Below are 21,400 nucleotides of genomic sequence, written 5' to 3' on the forward strand. Positions count from 1 at the left end.
GCTTTGATTTCGTTCGGGAAAACCTGCCAGGCTTGTCGGATTGCGGCAGTCTATGTGCCTGTGAAGAGTTTTGCCTAAAATGCGTTTTTGCCGGTTTGAGAGGAAGCGTCAGATAACGCCTTCCTCCCATTCTTCTTCTGTTTCCGCTCCAGCAGTCTCATTGTTTGCCGCATTCAGGGCTGCAGTCAGTTTTGTGACTGCCTCATTAATTGTGATCCCGCTCAGCAGGTCACGCAGACCGATATCTATCTTGAGGGTAGCCGTGATGGCATTGCGGACTTGCACAGCCATCAGGGAATCGAATCCCAGGTCAGAGATCGGCATGTCGGGATCCAGCGAGGATGGTGCATAGCCAAGGGCACGCCCGACATGGATTCTCAGGAAACCTTCCAGAAGTTCGGGTCTCTGATCCGCAGGTGCAGCCAGGATATCCATTTCTGATTGGGCCGAAGCGTCAGCGCCCGCTGTCTCAGCCGGGACAGCATTGCGGCCCAGAAGGGCGCGCACGCGGGTGCCGCTTTGTGAAGCGAGAAGATTGAGGTTCGCCTCAACCACGCTCGCATAGGCACGATTCTGGCTCACCAGCCTTTCCATCGCATCAAGTCCTGCCTCAACGCCGATCTGGCCCAGACCAATGCGTTCCCACCGTTCCCGAACGGATGTCGGCAGGCGTGCGGCCATGCCGATATCCGCCCATGCGCCCCAGCCGATGCTGGTGATCGGTTTGCCTTCGCTACGCCCGTGTGCGGCCAGGCTGTCCAGCCAGGCGTTTGCGCCCGCATAGTTCGCCTGACCCGGCCCACCGAACATGGCGGAGCTGGAGGAGAAGAGGACGAACCAGTCTAGCGGCGCACGGGATGCGGCGCGTGTCAGATTCCGTGCGCCATCAACCTTCGGTCCAGCAACCCTAAGAAGGCTGTCCAAAGATTGTTCGCTGAGTGGAGAGTCGTCCAGAATGCCGGCGGCATGCATGATACCGCGCAGGGGCAGGCTGTCTTTCAATGCAGTGGTGAAGAGATGATCGACAGAGGCAGAATCTGCGATATCGCAGGCAATGGCGCGGACTGTGCAGCCATGGGCCTCAGCCATCCGGGTGGCCGTCTGCTGCGCTTCGGCGCTGTCGCCTGAGCGGCCTGCCAGAATGATCTCGCCAGCCCCACGCTTTGCAAGACGTTCTGCAACAGCCAGCCCAAGACCTGAAAGCCCTCCGGTGACCAGATAGGCCCCGTCCTGACGCACTTCCATGCTATCGCCCGTCTGAAAATCAGGCAGGATGGCAATCTTGCCCGTGTGCCGGGCATTCGCCATAAAGCGGAACGCATCAGCAGCCTGGGACAGAGGGAAGGCCTGCACAGGAAGCGGGGTGAGGGATCCACCTTCAACATCCTTCAGAAGACTCTCGAAGGAGGATCTGACCTGAGCGGGATCTGCAATGATCTGCTCGCCTAGATCAACAATCCGGTAATTCACATGCGGAGCACGCTCGGCTGCTTCTTCCGGTGTCCAGATATTATTCTTGCCGATCTCCAGGAAATAGCCGCCTGGCTTGGTCACGCGCATGCCAGCGACGATCATGTCTCCGGACAGCGCGTTGATGACCATGTCGACGCCTTCGCCATTCGTGACTTTTTCGATCTGGTCGCCGAAACTGTCAGACCGGGAATCGAATGCGTGAGAGGCGCCGTGTTCAAGCACGAAGGCGCGCTTTTTCTTATTGCCGGCGGTGGCAATCACTTCGGCGCCCGCCCGCAGGGCAAGCTGCATGGCCGCAAATCCGACGCCCCCGGCAGCGGCATGGACCAATACGCGCTGGCCTGGTTTCAGCCCGCCTGCTGTCGCAAAGCACAGCGCAGCCGTCAGGTAGGTGTTCGGCAGCGTGACGGCGTCCGCAAAAGTAATTGAGGCCGGTTTGGGAAGCACAAAGCGTTCCTTGACGGTGACATGGCTGGCAAAGCTGTCGCCTGCTAGGGCTACGACAGGGTCTCCGGGTTTCAGGCTGGAAACATGTTTGCCGACCCTGCTGACTACACCCGCGCATTCACTGCCCAGTCGGCCAGGATCGCCGGGATACATGCCAAGCGCATTCAGCACGTCCCGGAAGTTGAGGCCGCTCGCGCGAATGGCAATCTCTACATCGTGATCGCCCGGCGCTGTGCGCAGTTCTTCCTCAAGACGCAGCCGGTTGAGGTCCCCACGCTCTGTGACGCGCAGTACGCTACGTGTGTCTTCCGCCAGCGCGGCCGGGGCTTCCACAGGGCTGAGGCGGGGCGCGAAGAATGTGCCATTGCGCAGGGCCAGTTCCGGTTGACTGTTGGACAGCGCCAGGGCCTGCAGAATTGTTTTCGGATTTAGATCCGTATGGGGATCGAGATCCAGCTGCAGGATGTGCGAGGTCTGAATTTCCGTATCTGCTGTACGGCATAGGCCGGCAAGTGTGCCTGCTGAAAGGTCCGGCAGGTCCTCAGGGAGGACGACCTTGGCCCCGCGGGTCAGGACGCACACATTTGTTCCGGCGCCGTCATGCTGAAGGGTCTGAAGTGTGGACAGGACAGCATCATATGTTGCTGCGCCAAAGGTGTCCTTCTCATCGCCACTTGTCGCCTCCATACCTGCGCAGGAAATGACCCAGGACGCAGGGGCTTGCTTGAGCGCTGCTGACAATTGCGAAGGCGCGATCAGGCGTGCGTTCAGTGTCTTTGCGATAGTCTCAGACTGGGCGCCGCCATTCCCGACGACAAGGACGCTCTCCGGGCTTGCGGCCTCAACAGAGGCAACAGGCTGCCAGGACAAGGCCAGCTCATTGAGAGACATCTTTCCTGCGCCCAGGGCGCGCGCCAATGATTCAACTGAGACAACGCGGGCATGAAGCCCTTCAAGCCGGGCGATCGGTTCGCCCTGTTCTGTTTCCATAAGCAGGTCAGCGACAAGCTCAATATCATCAGAGCTTTCCTGGCGCAGACGGGCAACCATGACGACATTGCGCGGGGCAGGCCTCAGCCACTGGATCTTGTCGATCCCGGTCGGCAGGTAGAGGCGGTCCTCGCCATCGCTTGGCACGATTGCGGTGACAGCATGGAAGATGCTGTCCAGAAGGGCCGGATGGAAATTGTAGCTGGCAATGTCCTGTTCTGTATCCGGCAGGGTTGCCATGCCGACGGCGATGCCGTCTCCCTTGTTCAGGGTGGCGAGCCCGCGGAACAAAACTCCGTATTGCAGGCCCAGATTTTCCAGCCTTTCGTAAAGCGCCGGAACATCCACGGCCTCAGCGCACAGGGCGCGTGCCTCAGCCACGGTCGGGATATTGACGCTGTCCGATGTTGTGGTGCCGGACACGCGGGCATGTGCCAGATTTTGCCAGTCAGATCTCTCGTCTTCAGGTACACCGCGGACGATAAAGTCAAAGCCTTCCTCATGTGAGGGCTTGAGTTCCGTATGCAGCGTATGATCCGTGTCAGCATGTAATTCCAGCGGGGCATCAATGACCAACCCGGCAAGCGTGACGGGCTGGTTGCCCATCGCCGCCTTGCCGGCTGTCAGGGCCATCTCGATATAGCCGGTCGCGGGGAAGATGACGCGATCAAGAATCTTGTGATCTGCCAGAAAGGCCGGGAAGTCAGCGCTTAGCGTTGCAATATGCGCATGTGCCGGAGGGGGCATTTTCTGCGTGTCGCCCAGCAGGGGATGAGAGGCTTCGCTGGCGCGTTGACGGCGTGCTGGCTGTTCGTCGATCCAGTAGCGTTGTTGCTGGAAAGGATATGTCGGTACGGCCACAAGTCTGCCGCCGGTCTCTTTGTAGACATTCTGCCAGTTGATTTTCGCGCCAGCGGCATAGGACTGTGCCAGGGCTCCGCGGATGGTGGGCACATCCTTTTGGCCGCGGCGGAGAGATGGAATGGTTTTCCATTTTGCTGCAGGCCGTGCGCGGGCAGCGAGCCCAAGCAGGGCTGGCTGAGGGCCCAGTTCGATGAGGATGTCTGCGCCCGCGTCTTCCAGTGCGCCGATACAGTCTGCAAAGCGTACGGCTCCGCGAGCATGGTCCCGCCAATATCTGGCGTCGGGCTTCTTACTGGCTGGGAAAGCCTGGCCAGTCAGGTTCGAAATCAGCGGCAGTCGCGCAGATTGGTAAGAGACTTTACTCGCGGCCTGCTCAAAGGCATCCAGCATCGTGTCCAACAGCGGCGAGTGGAAGGCATGGCTGACCGACAGGCGTCGGAACCCGATCTCCTTGCTTTCCAGCTCTGCGAGGACGGCCTCAACGGCTTCCTCACTACCGGAAATGACGGTCTCTTCAGGTCCGTTGACCCCGGCGATGGCAATGTCTTTCTCGCGGCCTTTCAGTAGGTTCGCAATCTGGTCTTCGCTTGCAAAGACTGCCGCCATGGCACCGCCAGCGGGCAATTGCTGCATCAGGCGCCCGCGTTCGGCAACCAGACGCAGGGCATCTTCATGCGACATGACCCCGGCCAGGCAGGCGGCGACATATTCACCGATGCTATGCCCGGCGACCATGTTTGGCGTAACGCCCCATGATTTCCATAGCTCTGCCATGGCGTATTCCACGGCAAACAGGCAAGGCTGGGTGTAGAGGGTTTCAGAGATACGGCTGTCTTCTTCGCTCTCAGTATACAGCACATCGAGAAGCGGGCGATTTAGTATGCCGGACAGGATTTGTGCAGAGGTGTCGATGGACGTGCGGAAGACTGGCTCGGTCTCGTACAGCTCTCGTGTCATGCCGGGATATTGAGAGCCCTGACCGGTACAAAGGAATGCAATGCGGGGGGATTGGCTTGTGCTGGCATGTCCCGTCGCGGTGCCGGGCAAGGGAGCGCCCTGGGCCAGAGCCTCAAGGCCTTGCCGCAGGTCATCTGTGCTCGAAGCAACAAGTGCGGCGCGGTGCATGCGGTGCGCGCGGCCAACGGCAAGTGTGCGCGTGAAAGAGGAAAAGTCCGCAGAATTGTCACGGCTCAGATAGTTCGCGTATCGCTCGGCAAGATCCCGCAGGGCGTTCGGGGTCTCGGCTGATAGCGGGACTGTGCGCAGGGCATGATCTTGTTCTGTCTCTGCCGTCTCGGCCTCAGGCGCGTCCGCGAGCAAAATGTGCACATTCGTGCCGCTGAAACCGAAAGAACTGACACCCGCCCGGCGCGGCGTTTCGCGGCGCGGCCATGGCGTAGGGGCCGTTACAACCTCCAAAGCAAGGTCATCCCAGTCAATACCGGGATTGGGTGTTTCGAAATGCAGCTGGGGCAGAAGCGTTTCTGATCTCATGCAGGCCAGAACCTTCAGCAGTCCTGCAATGCCGGAAGCCGCTTCCGTATGGCCTATATTGGTCTTGATGGAACCGATGCGCAGCGGGTTTGAGCGCTCGCGCCCTTCGCACAGAATGGCACCCAGAGCGCCTGCTTCAATCGGGTCACCAATGGGGGTACCGGTACCGTGGGTCTCGATATAGTCGATATCCAGCGGGGTCAGGCTTGCGCTCTTCAGGGCGTTGCGGAGCATGCGCTCCTGGGCTGGACCGCTGGGGACGGTCATGCCGCTGGAGCGACCATCGGAATTGGTCGCAGAGCCGACAATCAGACCGAGAATGGGGTTTCCGTCAGCCTTTGCGTCAGACAGGCGCTTCAGCGCAATCATGGCGCAGCCTTCTGCCCTGGCAAAGCCATTTGCGGAGGCATCGAACGTCTTGCAGGCACCGTCTGGCGAAAGCATGCCCCAGCGTGAGAACATGGCCATGGCATCCGGCAGGGCAATCACGGCGGCGCCACCGGCCAGCGCCAGATTGCTCTCCCCCTCGCGAAGGCTGGCGCAGGCAAGATGGATTGCGTTCAGAGACGAAGAGCAGGCCGTGTCAACGGCAACGCAGGGCCCAAGAAAACCATAGGTAAAGGAGATGCGGCCGGGAGCGGCATTCAGCGCGCCGCCTGTCGCAGAATAGACATCAGACTGTTCGGCGCCCTTCGCCCACATCAGGCGAGCATATTCGGTCGTGGACATGCCGACGAAAACGCCCGTCGCGCTGCCCTCCAGCTTGTCTGGCGCTATACCTGCCGTCTCCATGGCTTCATGAGCCGTTTGCAGAAGAAGACGTTGCTGAGGGTCCAGGGATTTTGCCTCGCGTGGAGAGATGCCGAAGAATTGCGGATCGAACAGGTCAATGCCTTCAACAAATCCCCCCTTTTTGGTGACGATCTTGCCCGCTGCATTCTGGTCAGGCGAATAATATGCATCAGCATCCCAGCGGTCAGCCGGAATCGTGTCGACCGCGTTCACCTTGCCGGCGAGCAGGTTGTGCAGGTCATCCAGAGACTTTACCCCGCCAGGGTAACGCATGCCGCATCCGACAATTGCGATCGGTTCGGTCTTGGCATGCTTGGCGGCATCCAGTTTGGATTGAAGCCGCTCAATGGCGCTGAGTGCGTCTTTCAGCATGTCACGGGAGGTTGTCATGAAGGGAGTCTCTTACGAAGGGCGTTGAAGCCGAGAAGTATGGGGGTAATACTGGCCAGGCAAACAATTGCCAAAAGAATAAGAACCTGAAGGCCGGGCCGCTGATGTGTACTGAGCCAGTTCAGAAGGAATGTGAGTGGAATTGGAGCAAGCAAAAGCGGTGCAACCGGCGCCACAGGCGCTGTTTTTGCGGCTTTATCAAGCATCCACAAGGCGACCAAACTCATTCCTCCGGTAAGCATAAAGAAGAGGATGTGTTGCAAATCCGGTGCCATCCACACCTTCGGAATGAACGGCATCAGGCAAGCGACTATCCCGAGCGGCAAATAGAAAAGATTTGCCGATGTTGGCTCGGTTTTTAGGGCGCGTGTCAACACAATGAACAGGCTGAACGATACAGGCATTCCAATGATTCCGGCCAGGGCACGCGCATGAGGAATGGCTGGCTGTACGAAGATCAGGCCCGCCGCCAGACCGCCTGCAATGGCCGCCAGCCAGAGGAAAGCGGGTGTCCGGTCTTTTGACAGGATCGCCGTAAAGAGGATGACAAGGAAGGGAGTGGCCCAGAATGCGGCATAGGCTGTGTCTCCGAACCCCTGCTGCCTGGCGAAGGCCCAGGAAAGGGGCATCATCAACAGCATGACAGCCCTCAGAAACTGGAAGGTAAGTTTTCCAGTGCGGACCAGCCTTTTGGGGCCCCGAACACCCACAACAAGCCCCCAGATCACCAACTGCATCAGATAGTGCATCCAGACTATTTGAAGAGGCGAATAGGCGTTGAGAAGCGAGCCTATGATGGCTTCCGTAAGGATCCAGACCAGAACAAATCCGACCATCAGGGCTATGCTGCGCGATGCCATCGTCATTCAAGCGTATCCAGTTTCGCGCGAAGACGGGCCATGATGTCTTCTTCGCTCATATCGTCGTCTTCAGCTGTCTGGCGGGTATTCGCATCGGCAGATGCGGCAGGGGCTTTGGGAGTGGCGGCCTCCTGCGGGGCGAAGCGTGTTTCCAGAAAACCTGCCAGCGCGTTCACATTGGGATAGTTGAATGTCAGCGTTGAGGGCAGTTTCAGGCCCGTTCCGACTTCCAGTTTGCGACGTAGCTCCACGGACATGAGACTGTCCATCCCCATTTCAAACAGGCCTCGGTCAGGAGGAATGTTGTCGCCAGAGGACTCTCCCATCACTTGCGCAGCCTGCTCTGAAACAAAGCGCGCGAGTATGTCCAGCCGGGCTGCTTCTGGCGCATTGGCGATTTGCTGATGGAGATCCGTTTCCGGAGTATCAGCGGGGCTCAAGGTTGGTTTCGCCCCAAGGGGCTGGATGCGCCCTGACACCTTCTTCAGGCCGCTTAACATGGGTCGCGCACGACGTGTTTCGTGAAGGTCTGTCAGACGCTGCCAGTCGATCTCGGCAATAAGTGTATGGCCGGTTCTGGCGTCACGCATCAAGTCTCCCAATGAGGCGAGGGCGGCTTCGGCCTGCATCGGTGTCAGGCCCTGAGCAGCATAGGTCTTTTGTGTATCATCAGAGGCGAGACGCATCGTATCCCACGTGCCCCAACCAATCGAAAAGACCTGCAATTCCTCCGGCTTGCGCTCTGCCGTAGCGTCCAGAAAAGCATTTGCGGCAGCATAATGGGCAAAGCCCGGAGCCCCCAGAACGGCGGTGGTTGAAGAGAACAGGGCGAGGAAATCCGCACCGCGCTTGTTCAGCGCCTGTTCGAGCGCCAATGTACCCATCACTTTCGGACGGAACATGGACTGTACCCGCTCCGCGTTCAGATCTTTCAGGGGAGCGGCTTCCAGATGAGCCGCCGCGTGGAACGCGCCACGCAGGGCGGGACCAGCCTGAAGCAGTGTATCCAGAGCGGCATTCAAGGCTTCAGGGTCTGAAATATCTGCTTTCAGGGCAACGGCTTCTGCGCCCACTTCCCGGATGGCTGTCATGGCAGGGCCATCCGGGTCCGGATGCCGGCCCAGCAGAGCGATACGTCCAGCGCCATTTTCTGCAAGCCAACGGCCAATCAGGGCGCCTAGCCCACCAAAGCCGCCTGTGACCAGATATGTGCCATTCTTGTCAAACTGGATGGACCGAGAAGGCACAAAGGACTCTACAAGTCGTGGGGCGTAGCGTTTGCCCTGTCGCCATGCCGTCTGGTCTTCTGTGTCAGCGTTGAGAAGAGAGTTCGCCGCGCATTGGGCCTGAGTTTGCATATCATCATCCGTATCGAGATCAATGATACCGCCCCAAACGGATGGGCATTCCAGGGCCGCGACGCGGCCAAGGCCCAGCAGAGGTGCCTGCCATTGCACGCATGGCTTGGCTGGCGCATCTCCGCAGGCAAATGCCCGGCGTGTTACGATCCAGAGGCGACAATCCTTTTGGGATTCCATCAGGTTTTGCAGATGGCTGAGAGGGGTGAGGAATGCTCTGGCTTCCAGATCCGCTGGCATGGGCTCTGACTCGGGCAGCGCAAGAGCATCCAGATACAAAATGTCCTGCACTCCATCTGGCACCTCATTCAGATCTGAGACCGTCAGGAGCTCAGCCCCGCATGTTTCAAGCGTGTGGGACAGCGTGTCCGTGAAGTTCGTTTTCTCTCCCAGAATGGCAATCCGGTGTTTGGCCAGAGGTTTGCGCGCTGCAATCAGCATTTGCTGGGAGGCGGCGCGGTTCAGCGTCTGGTCTCCGCCGACACTCGCAATGTCTACCAACTCGGCGTCTTGTAGCAACGTTTGCCAGGCGTTCCTTGAAATCAGCGGGTAATCTGCACGCAGGTTTCGATCCGTAAACCGCCACCAGCCCGGTGTCATTCCAAAGGTGAGGTCTACCCATAATTCAGGGACTACGCCTTCCAGCAGTGTCATGATACCACCTGGGGCAAGTAACTGGCTGGCATGGCCAATTGTTTGTGACAGATCCTGTGTCGCATGCAGGACATTGGCGGCGATCACAAGGTCATATTCCTTGCTTTCATAGCCTTGGGAGGCAGGACTTTTCTCGATATCTAGAAGGCCGGTTCGAAAGCCTTTATTATGCCCAAAGTGTTCAGATGCGGCCTCAAGGAAATGGGGCGAGACATCCGTAAACATGTATTCAACGGCGTAAGATGAGAGCGCCTCAAGCACAGCGCCAGTGCTGCCGCCGGTTCCGCCGCCAATTTCCAAAACCCGCACAGGCCGTCCTTCGGGAAGGTCTCGTGTCACTTTTCTCAAGAAGGACGTGATTGTTCCATTATAGGTTCTTGCGAACGGTGCCTCTATGTAGAGTTCCCGCGCTTCGGCAAGTGATCCGCCTGGGAACAACAGGTCGATGGCATCCGCGTCTCCGGTCAACACCTCCGCGAGAGATGTCCCGCAGCGCTGCAGAATGGAGAGTTCTGCGTGTGCTGTGTTTGAATTGCGGATAGCTTCAGACAAGCCCTCAATATCAGCCTTTGGCAAAGCGGCCTGGACCGTGAACTGATCGGCCTCTGTGGTGATAATGCCCTGTTCAGTCAGGATCTTCAGTAGTCTTCCAAAAAGATGTTTCTGGCCATCCGTGATTGAAAGCCGTCTGGCTTCTTTCCCGGCATCGAAGGAACGGCCTGGCGTTTGATCAAAGCCAAGTTTACCCAGGGCTTCAGAGATATAGCCGACGGAGATGTCATCCAGTATTGGCAATACGGATGAGTAAGCTTCCAGGCCCTGCTGCCGGGAGATGTCGGCAAAGGCGTGCGCGAGGTCTTCTGCGATAGCGGCCGGGGATGTTAGATCACGGGCTGCAACCGATCTTGCTGGCGTTTCATGCCAAGCGATTTCATAAGCTGTAGCACGATCAGCCTGCTGAATATTCGTGCGAGTCAGCTGTATGTTTTCCAGTCTGCCGCATGCGTGGCCAGCCTCGTCGTAAATGTCCACATCCACGCATTTTACGTCTGCTGTAGAAGCGGAAGTCTGAATGGCATGACACCAGATGCGGTTTGGAAGCTCGTCTTTCAGGGTCAGGTGTCCAATCCCGGTCAGGAAGAACAGAGGTGTGTCAGCACTGTCAGTCGTCTCAGCCAATGTAGCGCCTGCAGCCTGCAAGACGCCATCCAGAAGCCCAGGATGGGCTAGCGGAGCATCCATTTGCGCGGCCGCGTCAGGCAGAGTGAGGTGGGCAATCAGTTCGCCATCGCGTTTGTGTAACTTATCCAGCGTGCGGAAGCCGCCGGAGAGTTTGATGCCGAGGGAGCCCAGCTTGTTCAGATGGTCTGCAGCCAGGTTTTCCTGACCAAGTTCGATGGCACGAGACGCCATATCTTCCCGTGATGCAGGCAAGTTTGGTTCGTCTGATACCAGACGCCCTGATGCGTGCAGCATCCATTGATCATCACCTTGCGCGCGGCTGTGAATGGTGAATGAAATGGCCCCACCTGGCAGCCTGTTGAGGCGGGTTTCCACTGTTACAGAATTCGCCTGCGCACGCAGCGGAGCGTGAATGCGAAAGTCTTCCGTACACCAGCCGGTATCGCCTGTGACCTTTTCGGCTGCACCCGCCGCCATGGAGAGATAGACAGGACCGGCCAACAGTGCGCTGCCATGGACCATATGCTCCGTCAGCCAGGGATGGGTTTGTGTGGATAATTCCAGGCTGAACGTCAGAGCCTGCGTGTCGACAAGGTGGCCGGCCAGGTTGGCGGATGCCTTAAATCCAGAGGCGTGAGACCTGCGCTTTTCCGATGGGTCAATCCAATAGCGTGTGCGCTGGAACGGATATGTCGGAAGAGGAACGGGCCGCGGGCGCCTGCCTGAGTTCAATTTTGCCCAGTCAATGGAGACGCCTTCCACAAAAAGGGCGCCGAGGGCGGAAGAGATTTCGGACATATCATCATGACCGCGTCTCAGACTGCCGAGAAAGACGGGAGCCTCCTTTTCATGGCTGATATCTCTTGCGGCAAGTGCGGCCAGGACGGGGTGGGGGCCAATCTCCAGGAAGACCCGGTGGCCATCCTTTTGGAGTTTGGCCATGCCCTCCGAGAAACGGACGGGTTCGCGCAAATGTTGGCGCCAGTACTTTGCATCTGGTGCACCTGCTGGTAACGGAGCACCGCCGGTCAGGTTCCATGCTACGGGAATGGTTGCAGGACGTACCCGAATACCGCTGGCAATCTGCTCCATCTCGTTCAGTGCACTGTCCACCTGAGGAGAATGCGCTGCAAAGGAGATGTGCAGTTTATGGCCCTGTATGCCAGCCTTTGAAAGCTTTTCCAGTATGGAATCGATGCCATGGGAGCTGCCAGAAATAACGATGCTGTCTTTGGCATTAATGGCGGCAATCGAAACTTCCTCTCGGAAGGGGGCAATGAGCTCTGCCGCTTCGGCTTCGCTCATGAAGAGGGCGGCCATCGCCCCGCCAGCCGGAAGGCTGGCCAGCAGTTTCCCGCGCGCCGCTACAATCTTCAGGCCATCTTCCAGATCGAAGACGCCGGCAATCGTTGCGGCCGCGAATTCGCCGGCTGAATGCCCGATGACGGCAGTAGGCTCTACGCCCCAGGAACGCCAAAGAGCCGCCAGGCCACATTCGACAGCGTAGAGCGCGGGCTGGGTCCATTCGGTCTGGTGGAGGAGGGCGTCAGACCCTTCGTCTTCATTCATGACCTCAATCAGGGTGCGGCCATTCTCCTGTACGCCAAGGGCTGAGCTGCAGCGGTCAATCACGTCACGGAAGACATCAAAGCGATCATAGAGTTGCCGGGCCATGCCTGGATATTGCGCGCCTTGTCCGGTGCAGAGGAAGACCACGCCGGAAGACTGTCCCGGTTCGACATGCCCGCGCTGAAGGCGGTCATCCTGTTGACCCGAACAAAAGGCGTTCAGGGCGGCCTCTGCTTCCGCTAGCGTGGATGCCCTTACGGCCAGTCTGTCCGGCAAGTGTGCGCGGCCTGTTGCGAGCGTGCTGGCAATGGCACTGAGGGATGCATCTGATCCGCCAAGAATTTGGGCGAGGCCGACGGCCTGCGCCTTGAGAGCAGCCTCACTACGCGCAGAAATTGGCAGGCATACGGAGAATATCTCTGTAGAGGGCGTCTCGGTGGTGTGAGGAGCTGCTTCAAGAATCAAATGGGCATTGGTGCCGCTAAAGCCGAATGAGCTGACCCCTGCAAGCCGCCTGGATGCGTGCGCAGGCCAGTCTTGTGCTTGGCTTGCAATGCTGACGCCCGCGCGGTCCCAGTCAATTTCCGGATTGCCTTGTGTAAAGTGCAGGTGAGGGGGAATTTTGCCATGGTGAAGCGACAGGGCCGTCTTCATCACACCGGCAATACCGGCGGCGCTCTCAAGGTGGCCAAAATTGGTTTTCGCGGACCCTACAATCAACGGCTTGTCGCGTCCCTGTGTCAGGGCAGCAGAAATGGCGCGGATTTCGATCGGGTCGCCGAGCTTGGTTCCGGTGCCGTGCGCCTCAACATAGCTGATATCCTGCGGCATGACGCCGGCATCTTCCAGCGCCTTGCGGATCAGGGCTTCCTGGGCTGTGCGGCTGGGCACCGTGAGACCGGCGCTTCTACCATCCTGATTCATGGCGCTACCGCGAATGACGGCATAGATGCAGTCATTGTCCCGTTCTGCGTCCGACAGTTTTTTTAGGGCAATCAGGCCGCAGCCTTCGCCTCTGGAAAAGCCGTCTGCAGACGCATCAAATGCCTTGCAGCGCCCATCTGGTGCGAGCATTCCGGCTTTGGACAGGGCGACCATGGTTTCCGGTTCGCAAATCACATTGACACCCCCGGCTAGCGCTAGGGAACATTCCCCGCTTCTGAGGGACTGCACCGCCTGGTGAAGCGCGACGAGCGAGGATGAGCAGGCTGTATCCACCGTCATGGCTGGCCCATTCAGGCCCAGCGTGTAGGAGATTCTGCCTGCTGCCACGCTGGAGGCATTTCCAGAGGCCAGATACACATCAATCTGTTCCGCGCCGCGTTCCAGCACCCTGTGATAATGGTCACTGTTGCAAAGGCCAACGAAAACGCCCGTATCGGTGCCAGACAGGCTGTTTGGGGCAATACCAGCATGCTCAAGGGTTTCCCATGCGACTTCCAGCAACAGGCGTTGCTGCGGGTCCATCGTGCTTGCTTCGCGGGGTGTGATACCGAAACTGGCTGCATCAAACCCGCTGATGTCATCGAGGAAGCCGCCTAGTTTGACAGACATCTTTCCGTCAGCATTAGGATCTGTATCAAACCAGTCATCGGCGTTCCAGCGGTCTGTCGGAACTTCCCGAATGGCTTCATGTCCTTCCAGTAGGAAGCGCCAATAGGCGTCCGGGCTGTCTATGCCCCCAGGGAACCGGCAGCCCATGCCTACAATGGCGATGGGGGCAGAGCGCGCCGCTTTTGCCTGCTCCAGCTCATTATTCAGGCGCAGGGCCAGAACGGCCAATTGCTTTGGCGACAGCTTTTGGATGCGTTCAAGAAAATCGGTCATGCATCACTCTTATCATTCAGTCCCAGCATTCGGTCCAATTCTTCCTCACTCAAATCCTCCAGGCCTTCCAGGGCACTGTCGGCGGCGAGTTTCGGGGATGCAGGGGCAGGGGTCTCGGAGGCTTTCTCGACAAAGTCTTCAATCAGGGCACCGCCCAGTGTCAGGAGGGTCGGACTTTCGAACAGCAGGGTTGCTGGCAGCTTGCGCCCGAGGGCGCGGCCCAGCCGATTGCGAAGCTCAATTGCCAGAAGGGAATCCAATCCCATCTCGCCGAAGGGCATGTCCGGATCAATCTTTCTGTTTGCTGGCAGCGCGAATGTTGTGCGCAGCATGTCTTCTAGGAAGGTGTCGAGAATTTTGCGTTTCTGATCGTCAGGGGCGCTGACAATGCGCTGTGTCAATTCTCCGTCCATCTCGGATGAAGCGCCGCCTGCCTTCTGCGACTCCTGCGTAGATTGACGGCTTTCAGACTGTACTGAGTGCTGATGCAGTAACTCCGCGAAAGCGGGCTGGGTTGCGCCTCTCCATTCGCTGAGCTTATGCCAGTCGATTGGCGCCACAGCGACTTGCCCGCTTGCGTGGCTTATCAGATACGCGCTTGCTGCCCGGCCCTCTGACGGACTTATCGCAGATATTCCTTGCTCTGACAGGCGGTTCAAAGTGTCCCCGCCGGCGGCAGCACCTATCTCGCTCCACGGCCCCCAGTCGATGGACAGGCCGGGGAGACCCAGGCGTACCCTGTCCTGCATGACCGCGCCCATGGCAGCGTTTGCGGCGGCATGGTTTGACTGTGTGGGTGATCCGAGAGTGGCGGCCAGTGAAGAATAGGCGCAGAAAATGTCGAGCGCTTCCCCCCGGCTGAGTTCCTCCAGAATGCGCAGACCATCCAGTTTCGGTGCGATCACCGTTTGCAGCGTTTCCTGTGTCTGCTGCAAAAGGCCTGCATCAGATAGCGTGCCGGCGGAATGGATAATGCCACGTAGGGGGAGGCTACTCTGGCGGATGCCGGAGAACAGGCGCTCCAGGGCGGGCTTGTCTGTGACATCTACAGAATGCGTTTCTATCCGGGTGCCACCGGCTTGCAGCTTTGCCAGTTCGGCCTTCACCTCATCCGACGCTGCCTTGCGCCCTATTGCGATGATGCGACCGGCGCCCTCGCTGGCAAGCCAGCGGACAGTATCGAGTCCCAGACCAGACAGGCCACCGGTAACCAGATATGTCGCATTCTGATGAATTACCGGCACATGGTCTCCGTTCCAATCGATGACAATTTTGCCGAGATGTCCTGCCTGCGCCATCAGGCGGAAAGCGTCTGTGACTTTTCCCGGTCCAAAAGTATGGTGCGGTAATGGCTTCAAGGCACCTGCGTTTATCTCGGAGACGATCCGTTTCAGAATTTGCCCGATGCTTCCTGGGTCTTCATCTGCCACATGTCCCCAATTGATCGGCAGGTAGGTGAAAGCCTTGCCAGATGCCGCAACGAAATCTTCCGCGCGAACATCCCGCACTCCCAGTTCGATAAAACGTCCACCCGGCTTGAGGGCCCTCGCAGTGGCATCAATCAAGTCCCCGGTCAGGGAGTTCAGGACCAGCTCCACGCCTTGCCCGCCCGTTGCCTCAAGGATTTGTTCTGCAAAGGCTGGTGAGCGCGAATCCATAACAAGCGTTGCGCCGAGACGGCGCAAGAGCGCTCTTTTCTGCGGGCTGCCTGCGGTGGCGTAAACTTCTGCACCAGCCGCAAGCGCGATTTGTATGGCAGCCATACCTACGCCGCCTGCTGCCGCATGTATGAGAATGCGTTCACCCTTGGTGATCTTGCCAAGCTCTCTGAGGCAGTAATCCGCAGTGACGAACGGAATAGCGAAGGCCGCGCCATCAATCATGCTGAAGCCATGAGGAAGAGGGACCGTAAGGGCCGCAGGCAATGTAACATGTGATGCAAAGGCGCCAGCCGTCATAGCGACGACCGGGTCGCCGATCAAAATGCCTTCAACATCTTCGCCGACCGCAATGACGCGGCCAGCGCATTCCCCACCGAGGGGAGGCGCACCCGGATACTCACCGAGAACATTCAGGACATCCCGGAAATTGAGACCCGTTGCTTCGACCTCGACTTCAACCTCATTACTTCTAGGCTTGCGGCGCTCAAGAGGATGACGTTCCAACTGGCCCAGTGTGCCGGGAGCGGTGTTGACCAGTTTCCAGGTCTCAGTCTGAGACTGAGGAGCGACAGCGGCTTCCCATTTCGTCAGACGCGCCATATAGCGTTTGCCGTCGCGTACTGCGAGCTCTGTCTCCGAATGGCTAGATTTCAGTGCGGTCGCAATCGAAGCCACTGACGAGGTGGTGTCGATATCTATCCGTCGGCAGACAAGTTCAGGGAATTCGAGTGGAACACTTTTGAGGAGCCCGCCGATTGCCGCGTCCTGCGGGTTCAGCTGTACTTCTGTGCCCGTAACGAATTCTCCATTCTGGCTGAGTACGGTCAGGCGGCTATCCGGGTTTGCTGCGACGATATGCTGGATCGTGGTCAAGGCGGAGGGCAGGGTAGCGACCTCGTTTCGGAGAAGCACGATTTCATCCGGCTCCGTGCCAGACGACATGGCCTGTTGCAGTTTTCCGGATATGGCATCAGATGCGATGACTGAGACGGTTTCCCCGCTATGGCGAAGCGCCTCGGCAAGCGGGTCAGCATAGGTGGCATCAGGTGAGACCAGCCACCAATTCCGTTCAGTCTGGAGGTCTGCAGACGCCGTTAGAATGGCCTGATTGCGCCGACATCCGGATGCGTCCAGATCACCATTGAAGGCGCCAGTATCGCTGAGCCCGACCTGCCTGAACAGGTCCAGCCAGGCTTCGCGTGCGAGGAGCGGATTGCCTGTCCGCAGGTCCGTGTCTTCATAGGTCCACCAGCCTGGTGTCAGGCCGACTGTAAGGTCAAACCAGATTTGAGGGCGGGTGACTTCCAGAAGAAGAAGGCGGGCGGAAGGAGACATGACATCCTTCATCCGCTGTAGGGTGTTCTTCAGATTACGTGTGGCGTGAATAACGTTTGCGCCGACAATCAGGTCAATTGAGCCAGCTTCAATGCCTTGTTCGGTAAGATCCCGTTCCAGATCCAATGTCTGAAAGCGCATGCCCGAACGGTGCCTGAAGCGCTCCTCTGCTCTTTCGACAAAGCTCGGCCCGACATCGGTGAATGTATAGCTCGTCCCTTCAGGAAGGCGCTCTACCAGACGCGCTGTGGTGCCGCCCGTGCCGCCACCCACTTCCAGTATACGGAGCGCTGGATCGGCTTCTGCCAGTTCGGAAACCAGGTTTGCAATCAGGCCGTTGAAGTAGACCGATGTTGGTACATCTCGATACAGAGCTTCATTGGCTTCGGTGTTGCCGCTTGGGAACAACAGCTCCAGCGGGTCGCACTTGCCCTGAAGGGCATCGGCGAAACCAGCCTGTGTGCGGACCACGATCTCAACTTCCGGGATAGCTGAAGTGGGTGCGATAGTGCGCAGAGAGGCTTCCAGCTGGTGAGGGTCTGAATGAGACAGGGGGGTAAGGACGGTCCATGTCTCCCCATCGCGCCTGATATCACCTGCCTCTTCCAGAATCGCCAGCAGGCGGCCGAGAAGACGTGCATGACGATCAATGATCCCTAGCCGGTCTTTCAGCTCAGCTTCTGTTACAGTCTCGCCAATGCCGGGTATCCAGCCAAGGTCCAGGAATGCATTGCGGACATAGTCGACGCATGTGCTTTCCAGGCATTCGACAAATGCATCATATGCGTCCAGCCCGGCCTTTTGTGCCAAAGCCGGGGCATGTGTATGTGCTGTTTTCAGAAGGGTTTCTGAGTCTGGAAGGTCTGGCTGTGCTCTCCACACGGTTTTGTAGAGTGCGTCGCTCAAGGGCCGACCGGCGGCTGTCAAAGTCGCCATAGGGTTCAGCCTGCGGAGGCGAACGCCCTCCATTTCTAATATGACCTCTCCCTCACCATTTGTCGCGATGATGTCGACGGTCAGCATGTCCGGTGTTTCAGCGCGTAGCGTTGCTTCGCACCAGATGTGGGTGCTGTGAGTGGAGCGAAGGGTAAGACGGTCCATCGCGAAGGGCAAAAAGGCGTTCTTGCCATTGGATTGGACTGTCTCTGACACTGCAATAATCTGCAGGCAGCCATCGAGCAGAAGAGGATGTATCGGCAAGGCAGGGTCCTGGCGGACGAAGTCCGGTAGAACTACATATCCTGCCGCGCCGGAGTCTGTTGGCGAGGCCTTTTCCAGCACCTGGAAAGCAGGCCCCAAAGATATTCCGCGCGATTTCAGGCCTTCATAGAAGGCGTCTTTGTCAAACTCTGTGTGCGTTGCAATAAGCGCATTGATGTCGCGGCTTGTCTGAGACAGGACCGCTGGGCCGGCTCTCGCCACCGCATGTCGCGTCCAATTCGAAGGACCTTCGGCAGGTTGGCTGTTGACACTGATTGTTCCGTTCGGCCCGTGATTGATCGTCTGAATACGTGTGAAAGCCCCGTCCTCTGTTACAGTAAGGGGCGTTTCAATAATGATGTCTTCAAGCGTGGCGCTATCGGCCAAACCGGATCGCGTCATTTCCGATGCGGACATCATGCTGAGCAGAGCAGCGCCTGGTATAATGATGCCCTCGCCAACCCGGTGGTCCTTCAGCCAGTCGGGAGACATTGCCGATGCACTGCCTTCGCTTATGTCTGCTTCCATTGCCACGGGCAGGCGTTCACCGATGAGGGAAGCCTTCCCCCTGTGGCTCATGGGGCAGACTTTACGTGCCTCTACCCAATGACGCTCCCTAGCGAAAGGATAGGTTGGAATGTCCGTAACATGCCCCCCGCGCACATTCTCAATCGCGCGCCAGTCCGCACGTAGGCCGCTCTCCCAGAGCGCTCCCAGCGATGCCTGTATCTGGTCCCACTCGTCACGGCCGCGCCGCATGGAAGGCAAAAACTTCGCATCCGGGGCGACATTCGTTTCATCGAATGTTTCCCGGACTAAAGCCGTGAGAACAGGTTGCGGGCCAATCTCGACAAAAATGTCTGCGCCATGGTCTGCAAGGGCCAGGGCGCCCTCAGCAAAGTGCACAGTTCCGCGCATATGGTCTCGCCAGTATGCCGGTGTACAGATCGTTTTGCTGTCAGCGGTCTTCCCGGTCAGGTTAGAGATAAGCCGCAGCTTAGGCGAAGAGAATTTGATGCCGCTTGCATATCTTTCAAAAGACTGCAGGACCGGGTCCATGAGAGAGGAATGAAACGCATGGGAGACCGGCAGATGACGGAACTTTATGCCGTCGCGCTCAAGGTCTGAGCTGACCTGCTGTAGCACGCTCAGCGGCCCGGACAGTACAGTCTGGCCGGGAGCATTGATCGCAGCAATGCTTAGCCCGTCGCGCAGGTATTCAGAGACAATTTTCTGTGCGGCGTTGACAGACATCATTCCCCCGCCTGCTGGCAGGCTATTCATCAGACGTCCGCGTTCTGCCACAAGGTCCAGCGCATCTTCAAAGCTGAGAATGCCAGCAGCGCAAGCGGCTGAATATTCTCCGATCGAATGCCCTATTACCAGGTCCGGTTCGATACCCCATGATTGCCATGTGCGGTAAAGCGCATATTCCAGTGTAAAGAGAGCAGGCTGCGTATAGGCTGTCTGATCAAGAAGGCTGTCATCTTCCGTCTTACCAAGCATTACGTCGATCAATGGTGCGTCCAGTTTCCCGGAAAGCTGATGCGAGGCGATGTCAAGAACATCCCGGAAAACGGGAATGCGATTATAGAGCTCACGGCCCATACCCGCGAATTGCGCGCCTTGCCCGGTGAACAGGAAGGCCACTTTCGGCCTGGAACGTATGGGCCCGCTGATGGGAGCATCAGGTTGTGCAAGTGCATTCATTCCCGCCTGCAGATCTTCCGCCGTTGCGCCGGAGACAGTGGTTCTATATGCGAGCTGCGCGCGTCCCGCATTGGCGGTGCGACAGAAATCTGTGAGGGATATGTTTGCCGTGTCTTTAAGAGTTGCCGCGTACTGCGCAGAAAGTGTGTGGACAGCGTCTGGTGTGGCGCCCGAAAGCGCTATCGTCACAGGTGCATCCTGAATAGCCTTGGTGCGAGGCTCGGCGGCTTCCTCAAGAACAATATGGGCATTTGTTCCGCTGAAACCAAAAGAACTGATAGATGCGAGTCGGCGCTCATTCACGGGCTGCCAGATTTCAGTCTCGACAGGGATACGAACAGGCAAGGTTGCCCACGGAATATGCGGACTGGGTGTGCTGAAGTGAAGGTGACGCGGAATGCGCTTTTCCCTCAGCATCAGGACCAGCTTGATTACGCCGATAACACCGGCTGCCGCTTCCAGATGCCCGATATTGGTCTTGACGGAACCAACCACCAGCTTGTCTGCCCGTGAGGAACTGAAAACGTTCCCCAGCGCTCGCATCTCCTGGGGGTCACCCAGAGAGGTGCCTGTGCCATGGGCTTCCAGATAGCCCACATCGTCAGGGGTGATGCCGGCATCTTCGAGAGCTGCCTTTATAACCGCTTCCTGCGCTGGACCGTTTGGTGCGGTAAGCCCGCTGGAAGGGCCATCCTGATTGACTGCGCTGCCGCGGATTACGGCTAGCACGCGGTCTCCATCTTTTTCTGCGTCTTGCAGGCGCTTCATCACCAGGACGCCGCACCCTTCGCCGCGTGCAAAACCGTCTGCGCTGGCGTCGAATGTCTTGCAGCGGCCATCCGGGGCCAGCATGTGTGCGCGGGACAGGGCGATAAAGAGTTCGGGCGAGAGGATCTTGTTTACCCCACCGGCAATGGCCATTCGCGTCTCACCCTTGCGCAGCGAGTTCACGGCCTGATGAATGGCAACCAATGATGAGGAGCATGCTGTATCAAGCGTCACACTTGGGCCTTGCAGGCCCAGTAGATAGGAAAGTCTGCCGGAAACGATGCTGTGGGCAATGCCGGAGGTGAAATGCGCATCCAGCAAATCGGGGTCTTGAGCGCCTAATTGGATATAGGCATAATCAGACCCGGTTACGCCGCAGAAAACGCTGGTTTTTGATCCGGACAAGCTATCGGGCGCGATGCCCGAATGTTCTAGCGCTGCCCAGGCAGTTTCCAGAAACAGCCGCTGTTGTGGGTCCATACTACGGGCTTCACGCGGTGCAATGCCGAACAGCGTTGCATCGAATTTGTCCACCTCATCCAGAAAGCCCCCGCGATCAGTCGCAATGCCGCCTGGCTGCTCCGGGTCCGTCGTAAAGTATTTTGAGTGATCCCATCTATCCGCAGGAATTGGTCCCGTCGCGTCCGTGCCATTTTCCAGAAGCTGCCAGAAGGCTTTCGGCCCTTTGGCCCCTGGTACACGGCAATCAAGGCCAATGATCGCAATCGGAGCGCGTGCAATGTCCTCAAGTTCCTTTGCGCGAGCCTGCGCTTCTTCCAACGCGATGAAGGCGCGCTTCAGTGGAGAAAGTGCTGTCTCGTTCATG

The 21,400-nt window shown here is 58.2% G+C and carries 4 protein-coding genes; all 4 read right to left on the minus strand.

Annotated elements, in window-relative coordinates:
- Nucleotides 1-108 precede the first annotated feature (108 nt).
- Genes HY2_RS05055 through HY2_RS05070 form a run of 4 tightly spaced genes read right to left on the minus strand, consistent with a single transcriptional unit; the run spans nt 109 to nt 21,399 of the window.
- On the minus strand, nt 109-6,450 hold the full coding sequence (locus HY2_RS05055; protein ID WP_034825346.1) for a type I polyketide synthase: 6,342 nt from the start codon (nt 6,448-6,450) through the stop codon (nt 109-111).
- Nucleotides 6,447-7,316 (minus strand): DMT family transporter, encoded by an 870-nt coding sequence (locus HY2_RS05060; RefSeq protein WP_034825348.1) that lies wholly within the window; start codon nt 7,314-7,316, stop codon nt 6,447-6,449. Before HY2_RS05060 ends, HY2_RS05055 begins: the two co-directional genes overlap by 4 nt.
- Nucleotides 7,313-13,900 carry a type I polyketide synthase gene (locus tag HY2_RS16645; protein WP_051594739.1) on the minus strand — a complete coding sequence of 2,196 codons (6,588 nt, stop codon included), beginning with the start codon at nt 13,898-13,900 and terminating at the stop codon, nt 7,313-7,315. Before HY2_RS16645 ends, HY2_RS05060 begins: the two co-directional genes overlap by 4 nt.
- Nucleotides 13,897-21,399, minus strand: a complete 7,503-nt coding sequence (locus tag HY2_RS05070) for a type I polyketide synthase (protein WP_034825350.1) — start codon at nt 21,397-21,399, stop codon at nt 13,897-13,899. Before HY2_RS05070 ends, HY2_RS16645 begins: the two co-directional genes overlap by 4 nt.
- Nucleotide 21,400: the final 1 nt, after the last annotated feature.

Origin of the sequence: Hyphomonas pacifica, assembly GCF_000682675.1 — a bacterium.
GTDB lineage: Bacteria > Pseudomonadota > Alphaproteobacteria > Caulobacterales > Hyphomonadaceae > Hyphomonas > Hyphomonas pacifica.

Excerpts from the sequence above, each read along its gene's own strand:
- HY2_RS16645 (WP_051594739.1), bottom strand. The coding sequence starts at position 13,900 with ATGACCGATTTTCTTGAACGCATCCAAAAGCTGTCGCCAAAGCAATTG.
- HY2_RS05070 (WP_034825350.1), bottom strand. The coding sequence starts at position 21,399 with ATGAACGAGACAGCACTTTCTCCACTGAAGCGCGCCTTCATCGCGTTG.
- HY2_RS05055 (WP_034825346.1), bottom strand. The coding sequence starts at position 6,450 with ATGACAACCTCCCGTGACATGCTGAAAGACGCACTCAGCGCCATTGAG.
- HY2_RS05060 (WP_034825348.1), bottom strand. The coding sequence starts at position 7,316 with ATGACGATGGCATCGCGCAGCATAGCCCTGATGGTCGGATTTGTTCTG.